The sequence below is a fragment of the Pseudoxanthomonas sp. GW2 genome (assembly GCF_000283075.1).
Taxonomy (GTDB): domain Bacteria; phylum Pseudomonadota; class Gammaproteobacteria; order Xanthomonadales; family Xanthomonadaceae; genus Pseudoxanthomonas.
Genome location: NZ_ALIP01000120.1, coordinates 25,301 through 49,878, shown reverse-complemented (window position 1 = coordinate 49,878; position 24,578 = coordinate 25,301). Strand labels below are relative to the sequence as shown.

Below are 24,578 nucleotides of genomic sequence, written 5' to 3'. Positions count from 1 at the left end.
GCTGAACAAGGAGGCGAGGCCGGGAGTATTGCCTGCCCCCTGGATGGCGGCGCCAGTCCGGTACCCGGGCCCTGGGCGGCTGGCGGCCTGGCCGAAAGCATCGGACCGGCGGCCGACGGCCTCAATCGCGCGGCGGCGGCGGGGCCAGGACGCTGCGGTCGCCGTTGTGTTCCGGCGCGCTGACCACGCCGGCGGCCTCCATCGCCTCGATCAGGCGCGCGGCGCGGTTGTAGCCGATCTTCAGCCGGCGCTGCACGCCGGAAATCGAGGCGCGGCGGGTCTCGGTGACGATGCGCACGGCCTCGTCGTACAGCGGGTCGGATTCGTCCCCGCCGCCGCCGCTGCTCTCCGGCAGGCCGGTGGCGCCAATCACCACGCCGTCGCCCAGGGTCTGCACCTCGTCCAGCACGCCGTCGATGTACTCGGCCTTGCCGCTGGCCTTGAGGTGCTCGACCACGCGGTGCACCTCGTCGTCGCTGACGAAGGCGCCGTGCACGCGCTCGGGCATGCCCGTGCCCGGCGGCAGGTAGAGCATGTCGCCGTGGCCCAGCAGGGTCTCGGCGCCGGACTGGTCGAGGATGGTGCGCGAGTCGATCTTGCTGGAGACCTGGAAGGCGATGCGGGTCGGGATGTTGGCCTTGATCAGGCCGGTGATCACGTCCACCGACGGGCGCTGGGTGGCCAGGATCAGGTGGATGCCGGCGGCACGCGCCTTCTGCGCCAGGCGGGCGATCAGCTCCTCCACCTTCTTGCCGACGATCATCATCATGTCGGCGAATTCGTCGATGAAGATGACGATGAACGGCAGCGGCTCCAGCGGGCGCGGCGCTTCGCCCAGCTCCGGGTTCGGCTTGAACAGCGGGTCCATCAGCGGCTGGCCGGCGTCGATCGCGTCCTTGACCTTCTTGTTGAAGCCGGCCAGGTTGCGCACGCCCACTGCGCTCATCAGCTTGTAGCGGCGCTCCATCTCCGCCACGCACCAGCGCAGGCCGTTGGCGGCCTCCTTCATGTCGGTGACCACCGGCGCCAGCAGGTGCGGAATGTCCTGGTAGACGCTCAGCTCGAGCATCTTCGGGTCGATCATCAGGACCCGCAGTTCCTTGGGCGTGGCCTTGTACAGCAGGCTCAGCACCATGGCGTTGACCGCCACCGACTTGCCCGAGCCGGTGGTGCCGGCCACCAGCAGGTGCGGCATGCGCGCCAGGTCGGCCACGGTCGGACGGCCGGCGATGTCCTTGCCCAGGGCCAGGGTCAGCACGCTGGGCGACTTGTCGTATTCCTTCGAGCGCAGCAGCTCGGAGAGGAAGATCATCTCCCGGCTGGTGTTGGGGATCTCCAGGCCGATCACCGACTTGCCCGGGATCACGTCGACCACGCGCACCGACTTCACCGACAGGCCGCGGGCGATGTCCTTGTCCAGCGAACTGATCTGGCTGACCTTCACGCCCGGGGCCGGCTCCAGCTCGAAGCGGGTGATCACCGGGCCCGGATAGGCGCCGACCACCTGCACGTCGATGCGGAAGTCCTTGAGCTTGAACTCGATCTGCCGCGACAGGACCTCCAGGGTCTCCTCGGAATAACCCTTGGCCTGCGGCTTGGGATCGTCCAGCAGCGACAGCGGCGGCAGGCCGTCCGGGGTACCGCCGGCGCCCTGGAACAGCGGGATCTGGGTCTCGCGCTTGGCGCGCTCGCTCTTCTCCACCACCGGCGGCGCCGGCGGTTCGATCCGCACCGGCTCGCGCTTCGCCTGGCGCTGGGCCTCGCTCTTGCGGACCTCCTGGCGCTCCTCGCGCAGCTCGCGGGTGCGCTTCCACTCCTCGGCCTGCTGGGTCTTGCGGCGCAACAGTTCCGGCAGCGCCAGCACCCCGGCGCCGATCTTCTCCATCACCCAGAACCACGACAGACCGGTGGCCAGGGTCACCGAAACCAGCAGCAGCACGATCAGGAACAGGTTGGCGCCCAGCGGGCCGAAGCCGGCCTGCAGGGTCTTGCCCAGGGCCTGGCCGATCACGCCGCCGGCGCGCGCCACGTCCTGGGCGTACACGCCGATCAGGCGCACGTGCAGCATGCCGGTGGCGCCGAACAGGAAACCGAAGGTGCCGACCAGGCGCAGCGCCGGCCCCAGCTCGTCCTCCTCGCCCAGGCCGAACAGTGCGATCCACGCCACCGCGCCCAGCGCCACCGGCACCAGGAACGCGGCATAGCCGAACAGGAACAGCAGCACGTCGGCGATCCACGCGCCCGCGCGGCCGCCGAGGTTCTGCACCGGCGCGACCACGCTGCCGCTATGCGACCAGCCCGGGTCGGTCGGCGAATAGGTGAACAGGCAGGCCAGCAGGTACAGCAGCGCCGGCGCGATCACGATCAATGCCAGGTCCCGCCACAGGCGCTGCCGCGCGGGACTGGCCACGCCGGCTTCGCGCGACTTGCCGCGGGTGGACTTGCTGCGTTCCGTCAATGCCTTGGCCACGTCGCTCCGCAAACTTGAACTGGCTGCAGGAATCCTGCGTTAGGCATTGATCTTAAACGAATCTGCCGGGCCAGTCACAGGAAATCGCACGCCATCGCGCCAGCGGCCGCCGGCCGCAGCCCGGCAACCGTTCGCCTTGATTCGCATGTGCCCGGCCGCCACTCTATGCGCGGCCCTGCGAAGGGTCCCCTTCTTTCCCCGAACGACTATACATGACCGCTCCCAAGCACTCGCGCCTGCTCATCCTCGGTTCCGGCCCGGCCGGCTGGACCGCCGCCGTCTACGCCGCCCGCGCCAACCTCAAGCCGGTGGTGATCACCGGCCTGCAGCAGGGCGGGCAGCTGATGACGACCACCGAGGTCGACAACTGGCCCGGCGACGCCCACGGCCTGATGGGCCCGGACCTGATGGCGCGGATGCAGGCGCATGCCGAGCGCTTCGACACCGAGGTGGTGTTCGACCACATCCACACCGCCGACCTGTCCAGGCGTCCGTTCACCCTGGTCGGCGACAGCGGCACCTACACTTGCGACGCCCTGATCATCGCCACCGGCGCCACCGCCAAGTACCTGGGCATCCCCTCCGAGGAGAAGTACAAGGGCCGTGGCGTGTCCGCCTGCGCCACCTGCGACGGCTTCTTCTACCGCGACCAGGACGTGGTCGTGGTCGGCGGCGGCAACACCGCGGTCGAGGAGGCGTTGTACCTGTCCAACATCGCCCGCAAGGTCTACCTGGTCCACCGCCGCGATACCCTGCGCGCGGAAAAGATCATGCAGGACAAGCTGTTCGCCAAGGTCGAGGCCGGCAAGATCGAGCCGGTCTGGCACCACGTGGTGGACGAGGTGCTGGGCGACGACGCCGGCGTGACCGGCGTGCGGGTCAAGTCCACCCTGGACGGCAGCACCCGCCAGATCGCCGCCCACGGCTTCTTCGTGGCCATCGGCCACCAGCCCAACACCGGCCTGTTCGAAGGCCAGCTGGCCATGGACAACGGCTACATCACCATCCGCTCGGGCCTGGGAGGCAACGTCACCGCCACCTCGGTGGAAGGCGTGTTTGCCGCCGGCGACGTGGCCGACCAGCACTACCGCCAGGCGATCACCTCGGCCGGCTTCGGCTGCATGGCCGCGCTGGACGCCGAGCGCTTCCTGGACAAGGGCGCCTGAGGCGACCGATGAAGGCCGGACGCTGCTATCCCGGTGGCGTCCTGGCCGGCGCGCGCCGCCGCGGTCGCGGGATGGCGCGTCCATGAGCGCCGGGCTGCGCACGCGCTGGCTTGATGGCCTGGCCCGGGTCCCGGCCAGGCAGTGGGATGCCTTGCACGACGGCGGCAATCCCTTCGTGGCCCACGCCTTCCTCGAAGGCCTGGAACGCCACGGCTGCCTGCGCCCCGGATGGGGCTGGACGCCGCGCCATCTCACCCTGTGGGACGGCGATACCCTGGTGGCGGCCGCGCCCGGCTATCTGAAGACCAACTCGCACGGCGAGTTCGTGTTCGACCATGCCTGGGCCCGCGCCTATGCCGGGCACGGCCTGGACTACTACCCCAAGTGGCTGTGCGCCGTGCCCTACTCGCCGGTCACCGGGCCGCGCCTGCTGGCGCGCGACCCGGCCGTGCGCGGGGCCCTGGTACGGGCGATGTGCGCGCTGGTCGAGGACGAAGGGCTGTCCTCGGCCCACGTCAATTTCCACCTGCCGGCCGAGTCCGGGGCCTTCGATGCGGCCTGGCTGGAGCGCACCGACGTCCAGTACCACTGGCGCAACCCGGGGCACTGGCGCCGGTTCGACGACTACCTGGCGGACATGGACCATCGCCACCGCAAGAACATCCGCCAGGAGCGTGGCAAGGTAGCCCACTCCGGGATCACGTTCCGGCGCCTGCATGGCGACGAGGCCGGGCCCGACGAACTGGATGCGATCCACGGCTTCTACCTGCAGACCTTCGCCGAATACGGCAACGCGCCCGCGCTGACCCGGGACTTCATCGGACATCTTGCGCGAACAATGCCGCGCAACATGCTGATAATTCTTGCCTATCTGGATGGATCGCCGGTTGCCGGGGCGCTCTGCCTGCGCGGCGGCGACACCCTCTACGGACGCTACTGGGGCAGCCACCTGCGCCTGCCGGGCCTGCACTTCGAGACCTGCTACTACCAAGGCATCGAGTACTGCCTGGAGCAGGGCCTGGCCCGGTTCGAGCCGGGCGCGCAGGGCGAGCACAAGCTGGCGCGCGGCTTCCTGCCGGCGTTCGTGCACAGCCGCCACTACATCGCCCATCCCGCGTTCCGGGAGGCGCTGGCCACCTGGTGCGCCGAGGAGCGCCAGACGGTGGAGCGGTATGCGCGCAGCCTGGGCAGGCACGGGCCGTTCCGCACGGCGGAGGGCGGCTGAGCATGGCCATGGCGCGCTTCCCCCGCCTGCTCGGCCCGGACGATCCATTCCCGCCGGTGGACCAGGCCCTGCGCGAGCCGGACGGGCTGCTGGCCATCGGTGGCGACCTCTCGCCGGAACGGCTGCTGGCGGCCTATGCCCAGGGCATCTTCCCCTGGTACTCGGAAGGGCAGCCGATCCTGTGGTGGAGCCCGGATCCGCGCATGGTGTTCCGTACCGACGGGGTACGCCTGTCCACCCGCTTCCGCCGCCAGCTGCGCCACAGCGCCTGGCAGGTGCGGGCCGACACCGCGTTCGACGCGGTGCTGGCGGCCTGTGCCGAGACCCCCCGCCGGGGCCACGACGGCACCTGGATCCTGCCGGAGATGCGCGCCGCCTACGCCCGCCTGCACCGGCTGGGGCATGCGCACTCGATCGAGGTGGTCGATGCCGGTGGCCGCCTGGTCGGTGGCCTGTACGGAGTGGCGGTGGGGCGGATGTTCTACGGTGAGAGCATGTTCAGCGCCTGCTCCGGCGGCTCCAAGGTGGCCCTGGCCGCCCTGGCCCACCGCCTGTGCGGCTGGGGCTGGCCGCTGCTGGACGCACAGGTGGAGAACCCGCACCTGGTCTCCCTGGGCGGCGAGCGCTGGCCGCGCCCGCGGTTCCAGGCCGAGCTGTCGCGGCTGACCGCCCTGCCCGGCATGGTCGGCAGCTGGACCACCGCCTTCGGCCTGCTGCCGGCCTCCGCGCTGGCTGGCTGAACCGGCTGTTTTGCGCCGCAACGGCTTTCCGCGTAAAATTGTCGCCTTTAACGCCCTGCTCGCGCAAATCGGAAACGCATGTCGAAAGACGATTCCATCGAGTTCGAAGGCACTGTCATCGAGACGCTGCCCAATACCACCTTCCGGGTACGCCTGGAGAATGGGCACGAGATCATCGCCCACATCTCCGGTCGCATGCGCAAGAACTACATCCGCATCCTGACCGGCGACCGCGTCAAGGTCGAGATGACGCCCTACGACCTGACCAAGGGCCGCATCACCTATCGCATGAAGTGAGCCCCGCGGCGTGCCTGGCGGCACGCATGGCCCCGCTCACGGCAAAGGCGGCCGCAAGGCCGCCTTTTTTCGTGCGCCGGTTGCGCCCAGGCATTGCGCGGCGTGTCGCCAGGGGTGGCCGGAGGTCGGTGTCACCTCAGGCAGATTCCGCGGCGGCGGCGCGGCACTAGCGTGGAATGCGGTCCAATCCGGGCCGTCTTCCGAGCAGTGCCATGAAGCCCCTTGCCCGTACCGTCCTCCTGCCGCTCGTGCTCCTGTGCGCCGCCTCCCTGGCGCAGGCTGGCAGCGGCGCCCCGGCCGAACAGCCCGGCTGCGTCCACCTTGGCCAGGACCAGCAGATCACCCGCCAGGGCAACGCCCGCCAGTTCCTCCTGCGCGACGGCCGGGCGCAGTACCAGGTCACCCTGCAGCGCGACTGTTCCGCCCTGCCCGCCGCGCGCGTCGGCCTGATCGAACGCAACGGCGCGCAGCACCTGCTGTGCCAGCGCGGTTCGGCCCTGCATACCGACCGCGGTACCTGCGAGGTGGCGCGGGTGCAGCGTATCGAGCCTGTGCTGGAGCAGGTGGCGGACAGCCGCGAGTGAGCCGGCCGGTCGCCGCCGCGTGCCGGCACCCGGAAGCGACAAGGCCGGCCATCCCGCGCGCCCTGGGCCGCGGAATGGCCGGCCTGGCGGCCGTGCCCGGGTAAGCCGGCTCGGCTCAGACCGTCGCCGGCAGCAGCTTCTCCGGTTCGGACTGGGCCTCGACCACCAGCTCGCCGTCGACCACGTCGATGTGGACGCGGCCGCCGTTGACCAGCTTGCCGAACAGCAGCTCGTCGGCCAGCGGGCGCTTGATCCGGTCCTGGATCACGCGCGCCATCGGGCGGGCGCCCATCAGCGGGTCGAAGCCGTGCTGGGCCAGCCACTCGCGCGCGTTCGGCGAGGCGGTCATGGCCACCCGCTTCTCGTTGAGCTGCATCTCCAGCTCGATCAGGAACTTGTCCACCACCCGCAGGATGTGCTCGAAGGCCAGCGGCTGGAACTGCACCACCGCGTCCAGGCGGTTGCGGAACTCCGGGCTGAAGGTGCGGCGGATCACTTCCATCGCGTCGGTGGAGTGGTCCTGGCGGGTGAAGCCGATCGAGCGCCGCGAGGCCTGGGCCGCGCCGGCGTTGGTGGTCATCACGATCACCACGTTCTTGAAGTTGGCCTCGCGCCCGTTGGTGTCGGTCAGCACGCCGCGGTCCATGACCTGCAGCAGGATGTTGAAGATGTCCGGGTGGGCCTTCTCCACCTCGTCCAGCAGCAGCACGCAGTGCGGCGTCTTGACGATCTTCTCGGTCAGCAGGCCGCCCTGGTCGAAGCCTACGTAGCCCGGGGGCGCGCCGATCAGGCGCGAGACCGAGTGCGGCTCCATGTACTCGGACATGTCGAAGCGCACCAGCTCGATGCCCAGCTGCAGGGCCAGCTGGCGGGTCACCTCGGTCTTGCCCACGCCGGTGGGGCCGGCGAACAGGAAGTTGCCGATCGGCTTGTCCGGGGTGCCCAGGCCGCTGCGCGCCAGCTTGATCGCCGAGGCCAGGGTCTCGATGGCCGGGTCCTGGCCGAAGATCACCATCTTCAGGTTGCGCTCCAGGTGCTGGAGCACGTCCTTGTCGGTGGCGCTGACCTGCTTGGCCGGGATCCGCGCCATCTTGGCGACGATGGTCTCGATTTCCTCGACGTCGATCAGCTCCTTGCGCGCGCCTTCCGGCAGCAGGCGCTGGCGGGCGCCGGCCTCGTCGATCACGTCGATGGCCTTGTCCGGCAGCAGGCGGTCGCCGATGTGCTTGACCGACAGGTCCACCGCGGCCTGGATCGCCTCGTCGGCGTAGGTCACGCCGTGGTGGGCCTCGTACTTGGCCTTCAGTCCCTGCAGGATCTCGTAGGCCTCGCCCACCGTCGGCTCGACGATGTCGATCTTCTGGAAGCGGCGGGCCAGCGCCCGGTCCTTCTCGAAGATGCCGCGGTATTCCTGGAAGGTGGTCGAACCGATGCAGCGCAGCTCGCCGGAGGCCAGCGCGGGCTTGATCAGGTTCGAGGCATCCATGGTGCCGCCGGAGGCGGAGCCGGCGCCGATGATGGTGTGGATCTCGTCGATGAACAGGATCGCGCCGGGGATCTTCTTGACCGCGGCCAGCACGCCCTTCAGGCGCTTCTCGAAGTCGCCGCGGTACTTGGTCCCGGCCACCAGGGCGCCCAGGTCCAGCGAGTAGATCACCGCGTCGGCCAGCACCTCCGGCACCTCGCCGTCGACGATGCGCTTGGCCAGGCCCTCGGCGATGGCGGTCTTGCCCACGCCGGCCTCGCCCACGTACAGCGGGTTGTTCTTGCGGCGGCGGCACAGCACCTGGATGGTGCGCTCGATCTCGTCGGCGCGGCCGACCAGCGGGTCGATCTTGCCGGCCCGGGCCTGCTCGTTGAGGTTGGTGGCGTACTCGGTGAGGACGTCGGTCTTGCCCTCGCCCTCGCCGCCCTCGGCGCGCCCTTCCCCGTCCGGGGAGGCGGCGCCCGGCTCGGGCTCGTCGCCCAGCTTGGCGATGCCGTGCGACAGGTAATTGACCACGTCCAGCCGGGTCACGTCCTGCTGGGTGAGGAAGTAGACCGCGTGCGAGTCCTTCTCGCCGAAGATCGCCACCAGCACGTTGGCGCCGGTGACCTCCTTCTTGCCCGAGGACTGCACGTGGTAGACGGCCCGCTGCAGCACGCGCTGGAAGCCCAGGGTGGGCTGGGTGTCGCGGCCGTCGTCGTCGGCCAGGCGGGAGACGGAAGCCTCGATGGCCTGCTCCAGGTCCACCCGCAGGCGTTCGAAGTCGGCACCGCACGCCCGCAGCACGGCCTGGGCCGAGGGGTTGTCGAGCAGGGCCAGCAGCAGGTGCTCGACCGTCATGAACTCATGACGGGCTTCGCGCGCCCGCTTGTAGCACTGGCCGATGGTCTGTTCGAGGTCTTTGCTGAACATGGCTCGCTCCGGCGGTTTGCCAACAATATGCGGCCTGCCACCGGCAATTCCAGCGTGCCGGCGCAACGCCGTGTTCAGCCGGCGGCAGGCCGGCGCCCGGGCGGGGCATCCCGCGGGTCAGGCCTTCTCCATCGTGCACAACAGCGGGTGCTGGTTCATGCGGGAGAACTCGTTGACCTGGGCTACCTTGGATTCGGCCACTTCGCGCGTGAAGACACCGCAGACGCCACGTCCCCGGGTGTGGACGTGGAGCATCACCTGGGTGGCGCGCTCCAGGTCCATGCCGAAGAACTGCTGCAGCACGGCCACGACGAAGTCCATGGGGGTGTAGTCGTCGTTCAGCAGGATCACCTGGTACATCGGCGGCGGCGCGACTTCAGGCCGGCCGGTATCGACCAGGGTGCCGTGTTCGTGATCGTGGCGGGGGTTGCTCGACATGTACGGGATTATACGTTCCGGCGCGCCACGCGACCCCAAAGGCGCGGCGGATGGACGCGGCCGCCGCGGCTGCCGGACAATTCCCCGATCCTTCCCCCCGGATGCCCGCATGAGCGCCCTTCCCCGCCTAGCCGCCGCGCTGCTGGCGCTGGCCCTGCCCCTGTCCGCCGCGGCCGCGGGCCCCGACCGCGCGGTCGCGCGCATGCTCGACCAGCTCGGCCACGCCTACGAGGTGGACGAGGACGGCGACTTCCGCCTGGTCCTCGGGCTGGAGGACGAACGCTCCCAGGTGGTCATCGTGCGTTCGCCGGTGGAGACCTTCGGCAGCCTCCGCGTGCGTGAGGTGTGGTCGCCGGCCTGGTCGGCCGCGGGCGCGTTCCCGGTGGCGGTGGCCAACCGCCTGCTGGAGGCCTCGGCCGGGCAGAAGCTCGGTGGCTGGGTGCGCCAGGGCGACTACGCGGTACTGGTGATCCAGCTGCCGGCCGACGCCGGCGCGCAGGCCCTGGACGACGTCATCGCCTACGCCGCGGCCGCCGCCGACCTGATGGAGCTGGAACTGGGCGACGGGAGCGACGACTACTGATGGCCTGGCATCCCCACGTCACCGTGGCCAGCGTGGTCGCCCGCGAAGGGCGGCTGCTGCTGGTCGAGGAGCGGATCGACGGCCGCCTGGTGCTGAACCAGCCGGCCGGGCACCTGGAGCCGGGCGAGAGCCTGGCCGAGGCCGCCGTGCGCGAGGCCCTGGAGGAAACCGGTTGGGACATCCGCCTGGACGCCTTCATCGGCTGCTACCAGTGGAAGGCCCCGGACGGCAGCGACTACCTGCGCTTCGCCTTCGCCGGCACCGCCCTGCTCCACCACCCGGAGCGGACTCTCGATGAAGGCATCGAGCGCGCCGTGTGGCTGGCGCCGGACGAACTGCTGGCCGAATCCGCCCGCCACCGCAGCCCGCTGGTCTGGCAGGTGGCCGCCGACTGGCTGGCCGGGCGGCGCCAGCCACTGGACCTGGTGCGGCAGCTGTGAGCACGCCGCCGCGCACTGTCGTCGGCGTGTCCGGCGGCGTCGATTCCTCGGTGGCCGCGCTGCTGCTGGCCCGCGCCGGCGAGCCGTTGGCCGGGCTGTTCATGCAGAACTGGGACGACGACGGCAGCGGCGAGTGCCGCGCCGAGGAGGACCGCCGCGATGCGGTGGCGGTGTGCGGCCGCCTCGGCATCCCGTTCCATTTCCGCGACTTCTCGAAGGAGTACTGGGCCGGGGTGTTCGAGCACTTCCTGGCCGAGTACGCCGCCGGGCGCACGCCCAACCCGGACGTGCTGTGCAACCGCGAGGTCAAGTTCAAGCACTTCCTCGACGCGGCGCGCGACCTGGGGGCCGAGCGCATCGCCACCGGCCACTACGCCCAGGTCGTGCACGAGGGCGGACGCTGGCGGCTGCTGCGCGGCGCCGACCGCGACAAGGACCAGAGCTACTTCCTGCACCAGCTGGGGCAGGAACAGCTGGCGGCCACCCTGTTCCCGATCGGCCACCTGCCCAAGGCGCAGGTGCGCGCGATCGCACGCGAGGCCGGGCTGCCGACCCACGCCAAGAAGGATTCCACCGGCATCTGCTTCATCGGCGAGCGCGACTTCCGCCAGTTCCTCGGCCGCTACCTGCCGGCGCAGCCGGGCGAGATCCGCGACCCGCAGGGGGTGCGGATCGGCACCCACCCGGGGGTGTTCTACTTCACCCTGGGCCAGCGCGAGGGCCTGGCCATCGGTGGCGTGCGCGGCCGCCCGGCCGCGCCCTGGTACGTGGTCGGCAAGGACGTGGCCGCCAACATCCTGTACGTGGACCAGGACCGCGACAGCCCCTGGCTGATGTCCAGCACCATCCGCACCGAGGCCATGCACTGGATCGAGGGCGCGGCGCCGGCGTCGGAGTTCGAGTGCAGCGCCCAGGTCCGCTACCGCCAGCAGGAAGAGCCGTGCCGGGTGCGGGTGCTGGACGACGGCAGCCTGTCGGTGCGTTTCCTCCGCCCGCAGCGGGCGGCGACCCCGGGGCAGTCGCTGGTGCTGTACGACGGCCCGGCCTGCCTGGGGGGCGCGGTGATCGCTTCCACCGATGCCCGGGTGCCGGGCGATGCCGGGCGGGCGGCTGTGGTCGCCAGCTAGAATACCGGCCATGGAAAATCCCCATAGCGATCGCGTGCTGGCGCTGGCCGGCCTGGCCCAGTCCCTGCAGCAGGTGCGGCGCATCGCCGAGACCGGCCACAGCGACACCGGCGCCGCCCAGCCCGTCCTGGACAGCGTGTTCCGGATCGACGCCCCTTCCGCCGCCGACGTCTACGGCGGCGTGCCGGCGCTGGCCCCGGGCCTGCGCCTGCTCGACGCCTACCTGGCCAACCGCGCCGACGACCCGCTGCTGCCGCGCCTGGCCCTGGCCACGGTCCAGCTGGAGCGCCGCTTCTCCGGCGAGCCGGCGACCATGCAGGCGGTGGGCAACGGCATCGCCGGCCTGGCCGCGCGCGCCGAGGAACTGGGCAGCACCCACCCGGAGGTCCTGTCCGCGCTTGGTGCCCTGTACGCGGACACCATCAGCCACCTGCGGCCGCGGATCATGGTCCAGGGCAACCCGCACTACCTCGGCCAGCCCGGCGTGGTCTCGGAGATCCGCGCCCTGCTGCTGGCGGCGGTGCGCTCGGCGCGGCTGTGGCGCCAGCTCGGCGGCAGCCAGTGGCACTTCCTGTTCGCGCGCAAGGCCATGGCCGAAGCGGTGCGCATGCATCGCAACTGAGCACCAGTTCGCACTGGCAAGGGGCGCGGCGGCTAAAGGCAAGGGGTCTACGGCCGATACTGCGAACGAGGTTCCGCAGAGATCACCCATGGATTCCCGTTTGCTCTTCCGCATGGCCGCACCGCTGGTGCTGACCCTCCTGGCTCCCATCGCGATCGGTTTCGACTGGCCGGCTCCGGTGCGCTGGGCGATCCTGACCACCCAGACGCTCGCCTGGTTCGGCTTCGCCGCCTGGCTGCTGCTGCGTGGCTCCGCCTCTTCCGGACCGTCGCGGGAACATGCGCGCGTGATTCGCGAACAGGAGCAGCTGCTGGGTGAGCTGCGCAACTTCGTCGGCAAGGAGATCGAAGGCTCGCGCAGCGAGATCGACCGCGCCCGCGAGCTGATCCGCCAGGCGGTCGCCGGCCTCGGCGGCAGCTTCGACGCGATGAACCGCAAGTCGCGCCAGCAGAGCCAGGCCATGGCCCGGCTGATCGCCGACCAGGACGGCAACGGCGGGGTCGACGTGGCCCGCTTCGCCCAGCACGCCAGCTCGCGCATGGAGCAGCTGGTGGAGGCGCTGGAGCAGGTCGCCGGCCAGAGCACGACCACGGTGCAGCACATCGACCAGATGGCCCAGCACCTGGACGGCATCTTCGCCCTGCTGGAGGACGTCAAGTCGATCGCCGACCAGACCAACCTGCTGGCGCTGAACGCGGCGATCGAGGCGGCCCGCGCCGGCGAGGCCGGCCGCGGCTTCGCGGTGGTCGCCGACGAGGTGCGCAACCTGTCCGAGCGCTCGACCACCTTCAACGAGCAGATCCGCAAGCTGGCGCACAGTTCCAAGGACGCCATCGCCAAGGTGCGCGAGACCGTGACCCAGATGGCCTCGCGCGACCTGGACCGCTCCCGCGAGGCCCGCGCCGAAGCCGCGCAAATGCTGCAGAACGTGGCCGCGATCAATGCCTCGCTGAGCGAGGGCATGCGCGAGATCTCCGACTGCGGCCGCGCCATCGACGGCTCGGTGGCCGAGGCGGTGCGCGCCCTGCAGTTCGAGGACATCGCCACCCAGGCCCTGGGCGGCGCGCACATCCACCTGGACCGCCTGGACACGATCAACCGCGAGGCCATGGCCCTGCAGGAGCTGCTCCAGCGCAACAACGGCAGCGACGACGTCGAGCTGATCCGCGCCCTGCAGAAGCTGGGCCAGCGCCTGCGCGAACTGCGCGGCGAGTGGGAGCAGCCGCCGCACAAGCCGGTTACCCAGCAGAGCATGGGCGCCGGCACGGTGGAGCTGTTCTGAGCCCCTCCGGCACCCGCACCAACCCGGCAGGCCCCGGCTCCGCACCGGGGCCTGCTGCCGTGCAGGCCCCGGAAAACGCGGCCGCGCGCAGCACGGCCCTGATGGCCCGGCTGGAGGCCATGGCCCTGCAGGAACTGGCCCTCGCCGCTGCGATCGGCTCCCCTGCCACGGCCACCGACCCGCTGCTGGCCTGCGTGGACTGGGACCTGGGCGTGCCCGGGCTACCCTCCCCGGCGGCCTGATCCCGGCCCGTGTTCCCGGTCGCGGCGCGCGACCGGCTTCCCTTCCCGCCCGCACGGCCAGGTTCCCCAAGGCTCGTGTTCTCGACCGGCGGCGACGCCCCGGGACGATCGCAGCCTGCGCCCGGACATGCCTGGCGCTCCCGGATCGACGACCCGCCACGCGCGACTGGCCCCGATTCCCTGATGCGGCCTTGTCCGCGCTACGCGTCGCGGACCGGTGCGTCGTACTTCAATAATGGCGCGGGGCCGTGGCAGCCCAGGCGTCGCCGCGCTCCAGCAGGCACCGCGCTGCTGCGGCGCCCGCGCACTGGTGGGGGTGGCGCGTCGCCACGCGCTGCAGGCTCACCGCCGGGCTGCCTTGGGGCCCACTTCGCATTGCGGGGTTCCCGGGTGCGGCCTTGCCCGGACCACACGATGGCGGAGCCGTGCCGGGACAACGAAGGCACGGGGCTGGCGGCGGCGGAAAGCACGACGCCGGCAAGCGCCGGCGTCCGTGGTGCCGGGATCCGGATCGGCGCCCCTACTTGAGCGCCACCGGCCGCGACCACTCGATCACGCCGGCCTCGCTGGCCTGGCGCAGCCACTGCGCCAGTTCACGCGGCGGCAGCGGCCGGGTGTGCACGTATCCCTGGACCTCGTCGCAACCCCATTGCCGCAGCTGATCCTGCTCCTGCATGGATTCCACGCCCTCGGCCACCACCCGCATGCCCAGCGCGTGGCCGAGGTGGATGATGGCCTGGGTGACGCCGCCGGCATTGGCGTCGTGCAGCATGCCGCTGACGAAGCTGCGGTCGATCTTCAGCCGCTGCACGGGGAAGCGGTTGAGGTAGTGCAGGTTGGAGAAACCGGTGCCAAAGTCGTCCACCGCCAGCTGGATGCCGTGGCGTTCGAACACCTTGAAGCAATGGCGCAGGCTCTCGCTGTCCAGGATCAGGGCGGACTCGGTCAGCTCCAGCTCCAGCCGCGCCGGGGGCCAGCCGGCGCGCTGGCACAGCGCCACCACGCGTTCGGCGAAGCCGCGGTCGCGCAGCTGCACGCCGGAGACGTTGACCGCGATGCGGCCGAAGTCCAGGCCGGCCGCGTGCCAGGCCACGGCCTGGCGGCAGGCCTCGGCGATGACCCACTCGCCCAGGCGCACGATCTCGCCGCACTGCTCGGCGATCGGGATGAACTCGCCCGGGTGGCAGGTGCCGCCCGGCCGGTGCCAGCGCACCAGCGCCTCGATGCCCGGCGCGTGGCGGTCGTTGATGCTGATCTGCGGCTGGTAGACCAGCGAGAATTCCTCGCGCTCCAGCGCGCCGCGCAGGGTGTGCTCGATCTCCAGCCGGCGCCGGGTCTGGCGCTGGATCTCGGCATCGTGCATCTGCAGCGAGTTGCGGCCGCGCTCGCGGGCCACGCGCAGGGCCGCGTGCGCGGCGCGCAGCAGCTCGTCGAAGGCGTTGCCGTCGCCGCCGAGCACCGCCACGCCCACGCTGGCGCCGGCCTTGAGCAGTTCGCCGGCGAACGGCAGCGGCTCGGACAGCGCCGCGATCAGCTTCATGCCGACGGCCTCGGCGCGGGCGGCATCGGCGCGCAGCATGACCATGAACTCGTCGCCGCCGAGGCGGCCGAACAGGTCGTGCTGCGACAGCGTCGCGTGCAGGCGCCCGGCCACCGCCTTGAGCATGGCGTCGCCGGCGGCGTAGCCGAAGGTGTCGTTGATGTTCTTGAAACCGTCCAGGTCCAGCAGCAGCAGGGCCAGCGGGGTCGCGCCGGTGGCCAGCGCGTCCTCGATCGCCTCCTCGGCCTGGACCCGCAGCAGGAAACGGTTGGGCAGGCCGGTAAGCAGGTCGTAGTGCGAGAGCAGCTCGATCCGCTCGCTGGTCTCGCGCTCGCGGCTGATGTCGCGGAACAGGGCGACGAAGCGCTCCGACAGGCCTTCGCGGCGGTCCAGCTCCAGGGTCACCTCGACCCAGACGCGCTGGCCGCCGGGGCGGTAGAAGCACAGTTCCAGGCGTTCGGCCGGGCCGCCGCCGGCCAGCCGCGCCAGCGCCGCCTCGAAGGCGTCGCGCGAGTCGCGGGTGTACAGGGCCAGGGCGTCGTCCAGGGTGATCGGGCCCGGTGGCAGGCCGTGGATGCGGTAGCACTCGTCGGTCCACTGCACCCGGCGGGTGGCGCACTCGATCTCGCAGCCGCCGATGTGGCCGAGCGCGGAAACCCGGTCCAGCAGCTCGGTGCGCCAGCGCAGCAGCGCATCGGCGTGGCGCTGCGCGGTCACGTCCTGGAACTGGCCCAGCACGCGCTCGATGTGCCCGGCCGCGTCCAGTTGCGGGCGCGCCCAGGCCTGCAGGTGCAGCGGCTGGCCCTGGGCATCGGTGAGCTCCAGCACGAAGCGCACCGGCTGGCCGTCGCGGCGCATGCGCTGCCAGGCACGCCGCAGCGCGGCCGAAGCCTCGCGCGGCATCCGCCGCAGCCAGGCGCGGGCGCTGTCGCGATCGCGCGGCGGGTGGCCCAGCAGGCGGTAGAACTCGCGCGGCCACCAGCCGCTGTCGGTGGCCGGACTCCACGACCAGGAGGTGATCCCGGCCAGGCGCTGGATTTCCTCCAGCAGCGCCTGCTGCCCGCGCAGCCGTTCCTCCAGCTGCTTCTGTTCGTCGATCGCGGTATGCGTGCCGATCATCCGCAGCGGGCGGCCGTCGGCGCTCCAGGCCACCACCCGGCCGCTGTCGCGGACCCAGCGCCAGCTGCCATTGCAGTGGCGCACGCGGTGTTCGCAGGTGTAGGCGTCGGTGCGGCCGTCCAGGTGCGCGCGCAGGGTCTGGCGCAGGCGCTCCACGTCCTCCGGGTGGACCATCGCCAGCGCCGATTCCAGGCTGCTGTCGAGCACGTCCTCGGCGGTGAAGCCGAGCATGGCCCGCCAGGTCTCGGAGCGGAAGATGCGGTTGGCGCCGATGTCCCAGTCCCACAGCCCGTGGCCGGCGCTGTCCAGCGCCACCTGCCAGCGGCTGGCGCCTTCCGGGTCGGGGATGCTCAGGGTGTAGGCGATGGCTTGGCCGTCGGGGCCGCGCACGGCGCGCAGCCAGCCGTCCAGGCGCCGGTCCGGGCCCGGCAGGCTGCAGGCCACGGCCTGGCGCTCGCCGGCGGCCAGGCTGGCGCGCAGGTCCTGCAGCAGCGGGGCATAGCGGGCCGCGGCATCGGGCAGGGCCATGGCCTGGGCCGCCGGGTTGGCGGCGATCGGACGGCCCTCGGCGTCGAGCACCAGCAGGGCACTTTCGATCGGGTGTTGCAACAGGCTGGCAATTGCGCCGGAATCCACGCCCTGCTCTCTCCAAACTCCCCCGGGGGGGCTCCCGGGGCGGTCATGCCGTTAACGGCATCGGCGCGGCGTAGTTGAGCCCGGCACGGGCGCCGGCGCTGGTATGCTTGCGCCTCTCGTTCCGGGGCAAGCCGATGGCACAGCACGACCGGTCCGGGGTGCCCGGGCCAGCCGAGGACGTGGCGGACGCCAAGGTCCGCGCACGTGCGCTCGCGATGCGCATCCCGTTGCTGTACCTGGTGTTCGGGATCCTGTGGATCCTCTTCAGCGACCGCGCGCTCGCCCTGCTGGCCACCGACACGGCGGCCCTCACCCGGCTGCAGTCGTGGAAGGGCGCCATCACCGTTGGCATCAGCGCGGCGCTGCTGTACGTCCTCACCTATCGCCTGCTGCACCGGCTGCTGCGCGCGGCCGACCGCGCGCGCGCGTCGGAAAACCGCCGCCGCGAGATGTTCGAGGCCAACCCCAACCCGATGTTCAGCTGCGACATGCAGTCGCTGGAGATCGTGGATGCCAACCCGGCGGCCGCCGATTTCCTCGGCTGGCCGCGCGAGCACCTGCGCGGCATGGCGGTCGGCAGGTTGTGGCGCGACCGCGAGGAGCTGGCCGCGGCGGTGGCCGAGGTGCGCCAGAATCCCGGCAAGCCGCACGTGAAGCTGGCCAGCTTCACCGCGCGCGACGGCCGCGTCCGCCACGTGGAACTGCGCAGCACCGACCTGCCGCCCTCGCCCGGCGGCGCGCCGCGGCGGCTGGTCGTGCTGCTCGACCGCCCCGCCGAGGAACAGGCGCGGCTGCGGCTGCTGGAGGCGCAGCAGCTGGCGCGGCTGGGCTCCTGGGAGCTGGACCTGGCCACCGGCGCCACCCGCTTCTGCCCGGTCATGCGCCAGCTCACCGCGCATCCGCCGGGACCGGACCGCCGGCTGACCGAGGTCCTGGTCGGCGCCGACGCGGCCAGCCACGCGCGCCTGGAGCGCATGCTCGAGGAGCTGGCCTCCGGCGCCCTGCCCCACCTGGACCTGCTGCTGCCGGTGCTCGGTGCCGGCGGCCAGGAGCGCCTGCTGCACCTGCGCGGCCGCCGCCGGGAGGAACAGGGCCACGCGATCCTGCGCGGCACGGTGCAGGACGTGACCGAGGAGCAGCAGACCCGGCGCCTGCTCGGCGAGCGCGAGCAGCAGTTCCGCGAGCTGGTCCGGATCCTGCCCGACGGGCTGATGATCCTGCGCGAGGAGCGGGTGTTCTACGCCAACCCGGCCTGCGCCGGGCTGTTCGGCCGCGCCCCGGAGGCGCTGATCGGCGAACCGCTGGCGGGCCTGGTCGAGCCGGCCGACCTGCCGGCGCTGCGCGGCTGGCTGCGCGGCGAACTGGCCGAGTCCTCGCCACGCATGCGCCGCAACGGCGGCGAGCCGTTCCGGGTGGCGCTGTCGCGCGCCGCGGCCCGTTACGGCGGCCAGGACTGCCAGCTGCTGCTGGTGCGCGACCTCAGCGAGCCGGAGCGCATGCGCGACGCCCTGGCCGGGGTCAACCGCGAGCTGCAGGCGATGGCCGGGCGGCTGTTCTCGGCCCAGGAGGACGAGCGCCGCGCGATCTCGCGCGAGCTGCACGACGACGTCGGCCAGGCGATCACCGCGATCAAGCTGTCGGTGCACGCGGCCATGGCCGAGGAGGACGCGGAGCGGCGGCGCGAGGACCTGCAGGAGGTGGTCGCCACCGCCGACGCCACCCTGGACAAGCTGCGCAACCTGTCCATGCTGCTGCGCCCGCCGCAGCTGGACGCGCTGGGCCTGGAAGCGGCGCTGCGCTGGCACGCCGGCAGCCTGTTCCGCAACCAGCCGGTGGTGCTGGCGCTGGACGTGGCGCCGCTGCCGCGGCGCCCGGAGCGCGAGGTCGAGCAGGCGTGCTTCCGCATCGCCCAGGAAGGGTTGACCAACATCCTGCGCCATGCCGGCGCCAGCCACGTCATCCTGGCCCTGTCCGGCGACGAGGAGTCCTTGCGCCTGCACATCCGCGACGATGGCCGCGGCTTCGACCAGGCCCAGGCCGGCGGCCTGGGCCTGGTGATCATGCGCGAGCGCGCGCAGAGCGCGGGAGGGCGCCTGAGCATCCACAGCGCGCCGGGCACGGGCACCCGCATCGAGCTGCTGCTGCCCTACGCCGCGCGGGGTTGAGGACGCGTGCTGCCTACGTCTCCCGCCATCCACGAACTTCCCGCGCCCGGCCGCCTGGGCGCCGGCCACCCGGTGCTGCAGGAACTGGTCGCGCAGGCGCGCAACGGCGGCCCGCCGCTGATGGCCCTGCACCTGGACATCGACCACTTCGCCTCGGTCAACGAGAACATGAGCTTCGAGGTGGGCGACCAGGCGCTGGCCGAGCTGGGCCGGCGCCTGCACGCCCTGCTGCAGGGCCGCGGCCACGTCTGGCACCACGGCAGCGACGAGTTCGTGGCGGTGGTGCCGCTGCAGCCGGGGATGCCGGCGCCGGAGCAGCTGGCCGAGGAACTGCTGGTCGAGGCCGAGGCGCCGCTGAGCGTGCTGCCCTACACCCTGTTCCTGAGCACCAAGGCCGGGGTCGCGATCTGCCCGCAGCACGCCACCGACGCCGACGGCCTGCTGCACCTGGCCGAGATCGCCGCGCGCCAGGCCAGCCACGTCGGCGAGCGCATCCAGATGTACGGCGGCGCCAGCCTGCAGACGGTGCACAACGAAAGCCTGATCGCGCGCCAGATCATCGACGCGGTGCCAAACGGCGAACTGCGCCTGCGCTTCCAGCCGGAGATCAGCGCCCGCGACGGCCGCGTGGTCGGCATGGAGGCGCTGCTGCGCTGGCAGTCCCCCACCCTGGGCCTGCTGGTGCCCGAGCGCTTCATGCCGGTGGCCGAGCGCCTGGGCGTGATCGTGCAAATCGGCGACTGGGTGCTGCGCAACGCCATCAACCAGGCCCGCGCCTGGCGCGACGCCGGCTTCGACGACCTGTTCGTGGCGGTCAACGTCTCCACCCTGCAGCTGCTGCGCCCGGCCTTCGTCGACGAGGTACTGGCGATGCTGCGCCAGGCCGGGCTGCCGGCCGAGAGCCTGCTGGTCGAGATCAACGAGAGCACCCTGGCCGCCAGCGTGGCGCCGGTGTACGACGGGCTGGCGGCGCTGCGCCGCGAGGGCGTGCGCCTGGCCCTGGACAGCTTCGGCACCGGCGACTCCAGCCTCAGCGCGCTGGTCCGCTACCCGGTGGACATGCTCAAGATCGACCGCAGCTTCATCCGCAGCGCGCCGGCCGGCGAGCGCGAGACGGCGATCGTGCGCGCGATCATCGCCATGGGCCACCAGCTCAACATGAAGGTGATCGCCAACGGCGTGGAGAGCGAGGCCCAGCTGGGCTACCTGCGGCGCAGCGACTGCGACCTGTTCCAGGGCTACCTGTTCGGCGAGCCGATGCCGGCCGAGTCGGCGGGCATGGTCCTGCGGCGGCGCTACATGCGCCCGGAGCTGTTCGCCTCGACCAAGCAGGACCAGACCCTGCTGCTGGTGGACGACGAGGAGAACGTGCTGCGCTCGCTGGTGCGCCTGTTCCGCCGCGACGGCTACCGCATCCTGGCCGCCGGCAACGTGCGCGACGCGTTCGACCTGCTGGCCACCAACGAGGTCCAGGTGATCCTCTCGGACCAGCGCATGAGCGACATGAGCGGCACCGAGTTCCTGGGCCGGGTGAAGACCCTGTACCCGGACACGGTGCGCATGGTGCTGTCCGGCTACACCGACCTGGCCACGGTGACCGAGGCGATCAACCGCGGCGCGATCTACCGCTTCCTGACCAAGCCCTGGAACGACGACGAGCTGCGCGAGCACATCCGCCAGGCGTTCCGGACCCACGCCGAGCGCCAGCCGCTGCGCCCGGAAGGCCCCTGAGCGGCTGCCGCCTCAGGCGGCCGCGCGCGGCTGCCGCACCGGCAGTACGATCCGGAACTTCGAACCCTGCCCGGGCTGGCTGTCCACGTCGATGCGGCCGTGGTGCTTGGCGACGATGCCGTAGGAGATCGACAGGCCCAGCCCGGTCCCCTTGCCCACCGGCTTGGTGGTGAAGAACGGGTCGAAGATGCGCTGCATCACCTCCGGCGGGATGCCCGGGCCGCTGTCGGCGATCTCCACCCACGCCTCGTCGCCGGCGTGGCCGGTGGAGATGCGGATGGTGCCGCGCTCGCCGATGGCCTGGCCGGCGTTGATCAGGATGTTCATGAACACCTGGTTGAGCTCCGAGGGCAGGCACTCCACCGGGGGCAGCTGGCCGTAGTCCTTCTCCAGGGTGGCGTGGTACTTGAGCTCGTTCCAGATGATGTTGAGGGTGGACTCCAGGCCGGCGTGCAGGTCCACCAGCTTCCACGACTCGTCGCGCTCGGAGCGCGAGAAGTCCTTGAGGTCCTTGACGATCCGGGTCACCCGCTCGATCCCCTCGCGCGACTCGGTCATCAGCTGCGGCAGGTCGCGGGCGATGAAGTCGATGTCCAGGCGCGAGCGGGTCTGGTCGATCTCGGCCAGCATCGCGCGCGGGTCTGGCGAGCGCAGGGCGCGCTCGTAGGCGTCGATCAGCGCGAACAGGCTGTGCAGGTATTCCTGCAGGCTGCCCAGGTTGGAGTGCACGTAGCCGATCGGGTTGTTGATCTCGTGGGCGACGCCGGCCGCCAGCTGGCCGATCGAGGCCAGCTTCTCGGCCTGCAGCAGCTTGGCCTGGGCCGCGGTCAGGCGCACGTTCAACTCGGCGTGGCGGCGCAGCAGGTCCTGTTCGTACACCTGCACCTTGCGCAGGTCGGTCAGCAGCACCAGGTACCAGCCGCCCTCGTCCGGGCAGTAATACGCGTGCACCAGCAGGATCGAGTCCTTGCCGAAGGACAGGTGCCCGCTCCAGCGCCCTTCCGCGCGCGCCTGCGGCAGCGCGTCGCGCGGCAGCAGCGCCTCCAGGGTCAGGCTGCCGTCGGTCCCGCCCGGCGGGCAGTCCTGGCACAGGGCCGAGGCGGCGGGATTGGCATAGGCCAGGGTCCCGGATCCGCTGAACAGCAGCACGCCTTCCTGCAGGCTGTCGCCCAGGCGGTCGAGGATCGCGGGGGAAGGCATCAGGCCTTCGCGGTTTCGATATGGCATGGCGCGCGGCGCGGCTCCGGTGAAACACCGGATTCTAGCGGCGGGGAGCGCGCCGGGTCAGGCGACCGCGAGGTCGCGGCTGGCGCGCAGCTGCTGGGCCTGGCCGTGGGCGTCGTAGGCCGGGGCGCTCTCGGCGCGGCCCAGGTGGCGCAGCGCCCAGTTCACCTCGCGCCGGCGGCGCGCCAGCAGCGCACCGTTGCGGCGGTTGGCTTCGGCCAGCTCGGCCAGGCGCTCGGCCTGGCCCTGGGGCAAGGCTTCCTCCAGCTCGCGCAGGGCCGCCAGCTTCTCGGCGGTGGAGCGCATCAGCAGCTCCACGTCGTGGTCCAGCAACGCGCGGCGCTCGTCGGCCAGCGCGGCGGCCAGGCGGTCGAGGGCGGCGTCGGTGGCGGCCGGGGCGGTCATCGGGATCAGCCGAGCAGGCGGTCCATCTCGAGCATGCGATCGGCGATCTTCGCCGGATCGATCCGGTAGCTGCCGGACTCCAGCGCCTGGCGCACTTCGGCCACGCGCGCGGCGTCGACCGCGGGGGCGACGGCCAGCTCGCGCTGCAGGGCCTGCAGGCTGGCGGCTTCGCCGGTCAGGCGCAGGCTGTCGCCGGCGCGGGTGGCTTCCACCGGCTCCGAACGGTCGGCGCCGGCGGCGGCAGTACGGCCGACCTGGACCGTGCTGCGCACGGCCTGCGGCGGGAGGCTGCCTTCGATCTTCTGGCTCATGGGAATGAGTCCTTGGGCGGGGTACGCGCTGGGTATCGGCATGCGTCGGCGGGAACTTTAGAGCTGGAGCACGGATTTCGTGCCGGCGTTCAGGGAGTGACCAGCACATCCCCGCCGGGGACCACGCGCCCCTGCAGGATACGCCGGGAAGAAAGGTTTTCCACGCTGACCCGCTCGTCCACCCCGGCGTCGCCGAGGGCGCGGCCGGCCACCCGGACCTCCACCCCGCCGCGGCGCGAGACCAGGGCGACCTGGTCGCCGCGGCGCACGATCCGCGGCGCGGCCAGGTCGCCGGCGCCCAGCACGGTGCCGGCGGCCATGGCGCGGCGTGCCACCTGGCCCACGGCCTGGGCCGGGTCCGACAGCGGGGTGCCGGCCAGGCGCGAGGCGTCGCGCTGGGCGGTGGACAGGGCGTCGGCGGCCAGGGTCTCGCCGGCGGACACGCCGCGCGCCAGCACCACCACCTGCTGGCTGCGGCGCTGGCGGACCGGCACGTAAAGCCGCCAGCCGCCCGGGCAGGACACCTCCACGGTGGACGCCGTGGACTGCCGGCCCTGTAGCGGCGCCGCGCAGGCGGGCATGCGCAGCGCCGGGTCCAGGCTGGCCTCGCCCTCACCGCCCACCGCGGCGAGCGCGGCCTCGCGGATCGAGTCCACCGGCTGGTACGCGGTGGCCGACGCCCAGGCCACCGGCCAGGCGAGCAGGAGTGCGAGGAATCGACGCGGGCGGAGCATGCAGGCCTTCGGTCGCGGGGAATCTGCCCGGCTCCTGCAAGCGGCGTGCCAGACGCCCGGCTCAAGCGTCGCCGCCCGCGGCCGATACCGCGGGCATGACCCACAACCTGCTCAACCGCATCGACCAGCGTACCCGGCTGGCCGGCCACAACCGCCTGGCGCTGTTGTTGTTCCGCCTGGGCGGGCGCCAGCTTTTTGGCGTCAACGTGTTCAAGGTCCAGGAGGTGCTGCGGCGGCCGCCGCTGTTCCAGCTCCCGGGCCTGCCGCCGCAGTTCGCCGGCGCGGCCGACGTGCGCGGCCGCTCGGTGCCGGTGCTGGACCTGGGCCTGGCGATCGGCCACCCGGAGCGGCTGGCGCCCGGCGACGAAGGCACCCAGTACCTGGTGGTCACCGAGTTCAACCGCTCGGTGCAGGGCTTCCTGGTCAGCGACGTGGAGCGGATCGTGAACATCGCGGTGGAGGACATCCATCCGCCGCCGGACCTGGGCGCCGACAGCACCTACCTGACCGCGGTGACGCGCTTCCAGGGCGAGCTGATCCAGGTGCTGGACGTGGAGAGCGTGCTGGCCGACATCACCCAGGCGCGGATGGACGCCACCCTGGAGCCGGAGATGGCCCTGCCCGCCGACGCCCCGCCGATGCAGGTGCTGGTGGTGGACGACTCGCGCGTGGCGCGGCAGCAGATCCGCAGCGTGCTGGACCAGCTGGGGGTCGGGGTCACCCTGCTGTCCGACGGCCGCCAGGCGCTGGAACACCTCCTGCAGGTGCTCTCCAGCGGCGAGGACCCGTGCAAGCGCTACGCGATGATCATCTCCGACATCGAGATGCCGGCGATGGACGGCTACACCCTGACGACGGAAATCCGGCGCAACCCGGGCCTGGCGGGGCTGTACGTGCTGCTGCACACCTCGCTGTCGGGCGTGTTCAACAACGCCATGGTCGAGCGCGTGGGCGCCAATGCCTTCGTCGCCAAGTACAGCCCCCACGAGCTGGCCGACCACGTGCTGACGCGCCTGCGCCAGGTCGCCGCCGAGACGGCCTGAGCCCCTCCGGCCGGCGCCCGCGCGGCCCCGGCAACGGACTTCCGGCGCGTTCTGGC

22 protein-coding genes are annotated in these 24,578 nt (G+C 71.8%); 14 read left to right on the top strand and 8 right to left on the bottom strand.

Translation table 11 applies throughout. From position 1 onward, the window contains the following. Positions 1-121: 121 nt before the first annotated feature. The gene (locus B351_RS0110160; RefSeq protein ID WP_026010587.1) at positions 122-2,470 is read right to left on the bottom strand and encodes a DNA translocase FtsK; all 2,349 of its coding nucleotides are present in this window, start codon (positions 2,468-2,470) and stop codon (positions 122-124) included. A gap of 212 nt (positions 2,471-2,682) precedes the next feature. On the opposite strand from B351_RS0110160, the gene trxB reads away from it, so the two are divergent. The 5 genes from trxB to B351_RS16600 all read left to right on the top strand — a co-directional run bounded on the left by trxB (position 2,683) and on the right by B351_RS16600 (position 6,482). Beyond that, entirely contained in the window at positions 2,683-3,636 is a 954-nt protein-coding gene (gene trxB / locus B351_RS0110155) for a thioredoxin-disulfide reductase (RefSeq protein ID WP_019398930.1), read from the top strand. 82 nt (positions 3,637-3,718) lie between these two features. Beyond that, positions 3,719-4,861, top strand: coding sequence for a GNAT family N-acetyltransferase (locus tag B351_RS0110150; protein ID WP_019398929.1), 1,143 nt, complete (start codon positions 3,719-3,721; stop codon positions 4,859-4,861). 8 nt (positions 4,862-4,869) lie between these two features. Continuing rightward, a complete protein-coding gene (aat, locus tag B351_RS0110145) occupies positions 4,870-5,601 on the top strand; it encodes a leucyl/phenylalanyl-tRNA--protein transferase (protein WP_026010586.1) in 732 nt (243 codons plus the stop codon). 78 nt (positions 5,602-5,679) lie between these two features. After that, positions 5,680-5,898, top strand: coding sequence for a translation initiation factor IF-1 (gene infA, locus B351_RS0110140; protein ID WP_013535213.1), 219 nt, complete (start codon positions 5,680-5,682; stop codon positions 5,896-5,898). A 212-nt stretch (positions 5,899-6,110) separates the two neighbouring features. Then, a complete protein-coding gene (locus B351_RS16600) occupies positions 6,111-6,482 on the top strand; it encodes a hypothetical protein (RefSeq protein WP_019398927.1) in 372 nt (123 codons plus the stop codon). 115 nt (positions 6,483-6,597) lie between these two features. Here the strand turns inward: B351_RS16600 and clpA are convergent, their stop codons facing one another. Both clpA and clpS read right to left on the bottom strand, forming a co-directional pair. Further along, positions 6,598-8,880: an ATP-dependent Clp protease ATP-binding subunit ClpA gene (gene clpA / locus B351_RS0110130; RefSeq protein WP_019398926.1), complete on the bottom strand. Its 2,283-nt coding sequence runs from the start codon at positions 8,878-8,880 to the stop codon at positions 6,598-6,600. Positions 8,881-8,997: 117 nt separating this feature from the next. Next, positions 8,998-9,318, bottom strand: a complete 321-nt coding sequence (gene clpS / locus B351_RS0110125) for an ATP-dependent Clp protease adapter ClpS (protein WP_019398925.1) — start codon at positions 9,316-9,318, stop codon at positions 8,998-9,000. 109 nt (positions 9,319-9,427) lie between these two features. Here clpS and B351_RS0110120 point away from each other — a divergent pair, with 109 nt between their 5' ends. The 6 genes from B351_RS0110120 to B351_RS0110095 all read left to right on the top strand — a co-directional run bounded on the left by B351_RS0110120 (position 9,428) and on the right by B351_RS0110095 (position 13,614). Continuing rightward, the gene (locus tag B351_RS0110120; RefSeq protein ID WP_019398924.1) at positions 9,428-9,901 is read left to right on the top strand and encodes a hypothetical protein; all 474 of its coding nucleotides are present in this window, start codon (positions 9,428-9,430) and stop codon (positions 9,899-9,901) included. Beyond that, positions 9,901-10,341 carry an NUDIX hydrolase gene (locus tag B351_RS0110115; protein WP_019398923.1) on the top strand — a complete coding sequence of 147 codons (441 nt, stop codon included), beginning with the start codon at positions 9,901-9,903 and terminating at the stop codon, positions 10,339-10,341. Before B351_RS0110120 ends, B351_RS0110115 begins: the two co-directional genes overlap by 1 nt. Then, positions 10,338-11,468 carry a tRNA 2-thiouridine(34) synthase MnmA gene (gene mnmA, locus B351_RS0110110; protein ID WP_019398922.1) on the top strand — a complete coding sequence of 377 codons (1,131 nt, stop codon included), beginning with the start codon at positions 10,338-10,340 and terminating at the stop codon, positions 11,466-11,468. The genes B351_RS0110115 and mnmA overlap by 4 nt, the downstream gene beginning before the upstream one ends. Before the next feature lie 10 nt (positions 11,469-11,478). Continuing rightward, positions 11,479-12,090 carry a high frequency lysogenization protein HflD gene (gene hflD / locus B351_RS0110105; protein ID WP_026010585.1) on the top strand — a complete coding sequence of 204 codons (612 nt, stop codon included), beginning with the start codon at positions 11,479-11,481 and terminating at the stop codon, positions 12,088-12,090. Between the two features lie 88 nt (positions 12,091-12,178). Then, a complete protein-coding gene (locus tag B351_RS0110100) occupies positions 12,179-13,372 on the top strand; it encodes a methyl-accepting chemotaxis protein (RefSeq protein WP_026010584.1) in 1,194 nt (397 codons plus the stop codon). A gap of 59 nt (positions 13,373-13,431) precedes the next feature. Further along, positions 13,432-13,614 carry a hypothetical protein gene (locus tag B351_RS0110095; protein WP_019398919.1) on the top strand — a complete coding sequence of 61 codons (183 nt, stop codon included), beginning with the start codon at positions 13,432-13,434 and terminating at the stop codon, positions 13,612-13,614. A gap of 520 nt (positions 13,615-14,134) precedes the next feature. Here B351_RS0110095 and B351_RS0110090 read toward each other — a convergent pair. After that, positions 14,135-16,909, bottom strand: coding sequence for a bifunctional diguanylate cyclase/phosphodiesterase (locus B351_RS0110090; RefSeq protein ID WP_026010583.1), 2,775 nt, complete (start codon positions 16,907-16,909; stop codon positions 14,135-14,137). A gap of 134 nt (positions 16,910-17,043) precedes the next feature. Here B351_RS0110090 and B351_RS0110085 point away from each other — a divergent pair, with 134 nt between their 5' ends. Continuing rightward, positions 17,044-19,074 (top strand): PAS domain S-box protein, encoded by a 2,031-nt coding sequence (locus B351_RS0110085; protein WP_019398917.1) that lies wholly within the window; start codon positions 17,044-17,046, stop codon positions 19,072-19,074. Positions 19,075-19,080: 6 nt separating this feature from the next. Next, positions 19,081-20,805, top strand: coding sequence for an EAL domain-containing protein (locus B351_RS0110080; RefSeq protein WP_050992184.1), 1,725 nt, complete (start codon positions 19,081-19,083; stop codon positions 20,803-20,805). Between the two features lie 12 nt (positions 20,806-20,817). Here B351_RS0110080 and B351_RS0110075 read toward each other — a convergent pair whose 3' ends face one another. The 4 genes from B351_RS0110075 to flgA form a co-directional block, all read right to left on the bottom strand. Continuing rightward, on the bottom strand, positions 20,818-22,005 hold the full coding sequence (locus B351_RS0110075) for an ATP-binding protein (protein WP_019398915.1): 1,188 nt from the start codon (positions 22,003-22,005) through the stop codon (positions 20,818-20,820). 84 nt (positions 22,006-22,089) lie between these two features. Next, positions 22,090-22,434 (bottom strand): flagella protein, encoded by a 345-nt coding sequence (locus tag B351_RS0110070; RefSeq protein WP_019398914.1) that lies wholly within the window; start codon positions 22,432-22,434, stop codon positions 22,090-22,092. Between the two features lie 5 nt (positions 22,435-22,439). Beyond that, on the bottom strand, positions 22,440-22,745 hold the full coding sequence (gene flgM, locus B351_RS0110065; RefSeq protein ID WP_019398913.1) for a flagellar biosynthesis anti-sigma factor FlgM: 306 nt from the start codon (positions 22,743-22,745) through the stop codon (positions 22,440-22,442). Positions 22,746-22,834: 89 nt separating this feature from the next. After that, positions 22,835-23,479 (bottom strand): flagellar basal body P-ring formation chaperone FlgA, encoded by a 645-nt coding sequence (gene flgA / locus B351_RS0110060; RefSeq protein ID WP_026010580.1) that lies wholly within the window; start codon positions 23,477-23,479, stop codon positions 22,835-22,837. A 95-nt stretch (positions 23,480-23,574) separates the two neighbouring features. Between flgA and B351_RS0110055 the strand changes: the two genes are divergently transcribed. Continuing rightward, positions 23,575-24,522, top strand: a complete 948-nt coding sequence (locus B351_RS0110055) for a chemotaxis protein CheV (RefSeq protein ID WP_019398911.1) — start codon at positions 23,575-23,577, stop codon at positions 24,520-24,522. The last annotated feature ends 56 nt before the right edge of the window (positions 24,523-24,578 follow it).

Bases quoted from the DNA above. Each gene is read 5' to 3' on its own strand.
- trxB (WP_019398930.1), top strand. From the start codon at position 2,683: ATGACCGCTCCCAAGCACTCGCGCCTGCTCATCCTCGGTTCCGGCCCG.
- B351_RS0110150 (WP_019398929.1), top strand. From the start codon at position 3,719: ATGAGCGCCGGGCTGCGCACGCGCTGGCTTGATGGCCTGGCCCGGGTC.
- aat (WP_026010586.1), top strand. From the start codon at position 4,870: ATGGCGCGCTTCCCCCGCCTGCTCGGCCCGGACGATCCATTCCCGCCG.
- infA (WP_013535213.1), top strand. From the start codon at position 5,680: ATGTCGAAAGACGATTCCATCGAGTTCGAAGGCACTGTCATCGAGACG.
- B351_RS16600 (WP_019398927.1), top strand. From the start codon at position 6,111: ATGAAGCCCCTTGCCCGTACCGTCCTCCTGCCGCTCGTGCTCCTGTGC.
- clpA (WP_019398926.1), bottom strand. From the start codon at position 8,880: ATGTTCAGCAAAGACCTCGAACAGACCATCGGCCAGTGCTACAAGCGG.
- clpS (WP_019398925.1), bottom strand. From the start codon at position 9,318: ATGTCGAGCAACCCCCGCCACGATCACGAACACGGCACCCTGGTCGAT.
- B351_RS0110120 (WP_019398924.1), top strand. From the start codon at position 9,428: ATGAGCGCCCTTCCCCGCCTAGCCGCCGCGCTGCTGGCGCTGGCCCTG.
- B351_RS0110115 (WP_019398923.1), top strand. From the start codon at position 9,901: ATGGCCTGGCATCCCCACGTCACCGTGGCCAGCGTGGTCGCCCGCGAA.
- hflD (WP_026010585.1), top strand. From the start codon at position 11,479: ATGGAAAATCCCCATAGCGATCGCGTGCTGGCGCTGGCCGGCCTGGCC.
- B351_RS0110100 (WP_026010584.1), top strand. From the start codon at position 12,179: ATGGATTCCCGTTTGCTCTTCCGCATGGCCGCACCGCTGGTGCTGACC.
- B351_RS0110085 (WP_019398917.1), top strand. From the start codon at position 17,044: ATGGCACAGCACGACCGGTCCGGGGTGCCCGGGCCAGCCGAGGACGTG.
- B351_RS0110075 (WP_019398915.1), bottom strand. From the start codon at position 22,005: ATGCCTTCCCCCGCGATCCTCGACCGCCTGGGCGACAGCCTGCAGGAA.
- B351_RS0110070 (WP_019398914.1), bottom strand. From the start codon at position 22,434: ATGACCGCCCCGGCCGCCACCGACGCCGCCCTCGACCGCCTGGCCGCC.
- flgM (WP_019398913.1), bottom strand. From the start codon at position 22,745: ATGAGCCAGAAGATCGAAGGCAGCCTCCCGCCGCAGGCCGTGCGCAGC.
- flgA (WP_026010580.1), bottom strand. From the start codon at position 23,479: ATGCTCCGCCCGCGTCGATTCCTCGCACTCCTGCTCGCCTGGCCGGTG.
- B351_RS0110055 (WP_019398911.1), top strand. From the start codon at position 23,575: ATGACCCACAACCTGCTCAACCGCATCGACCAGCGTACCCGGCTGGCC.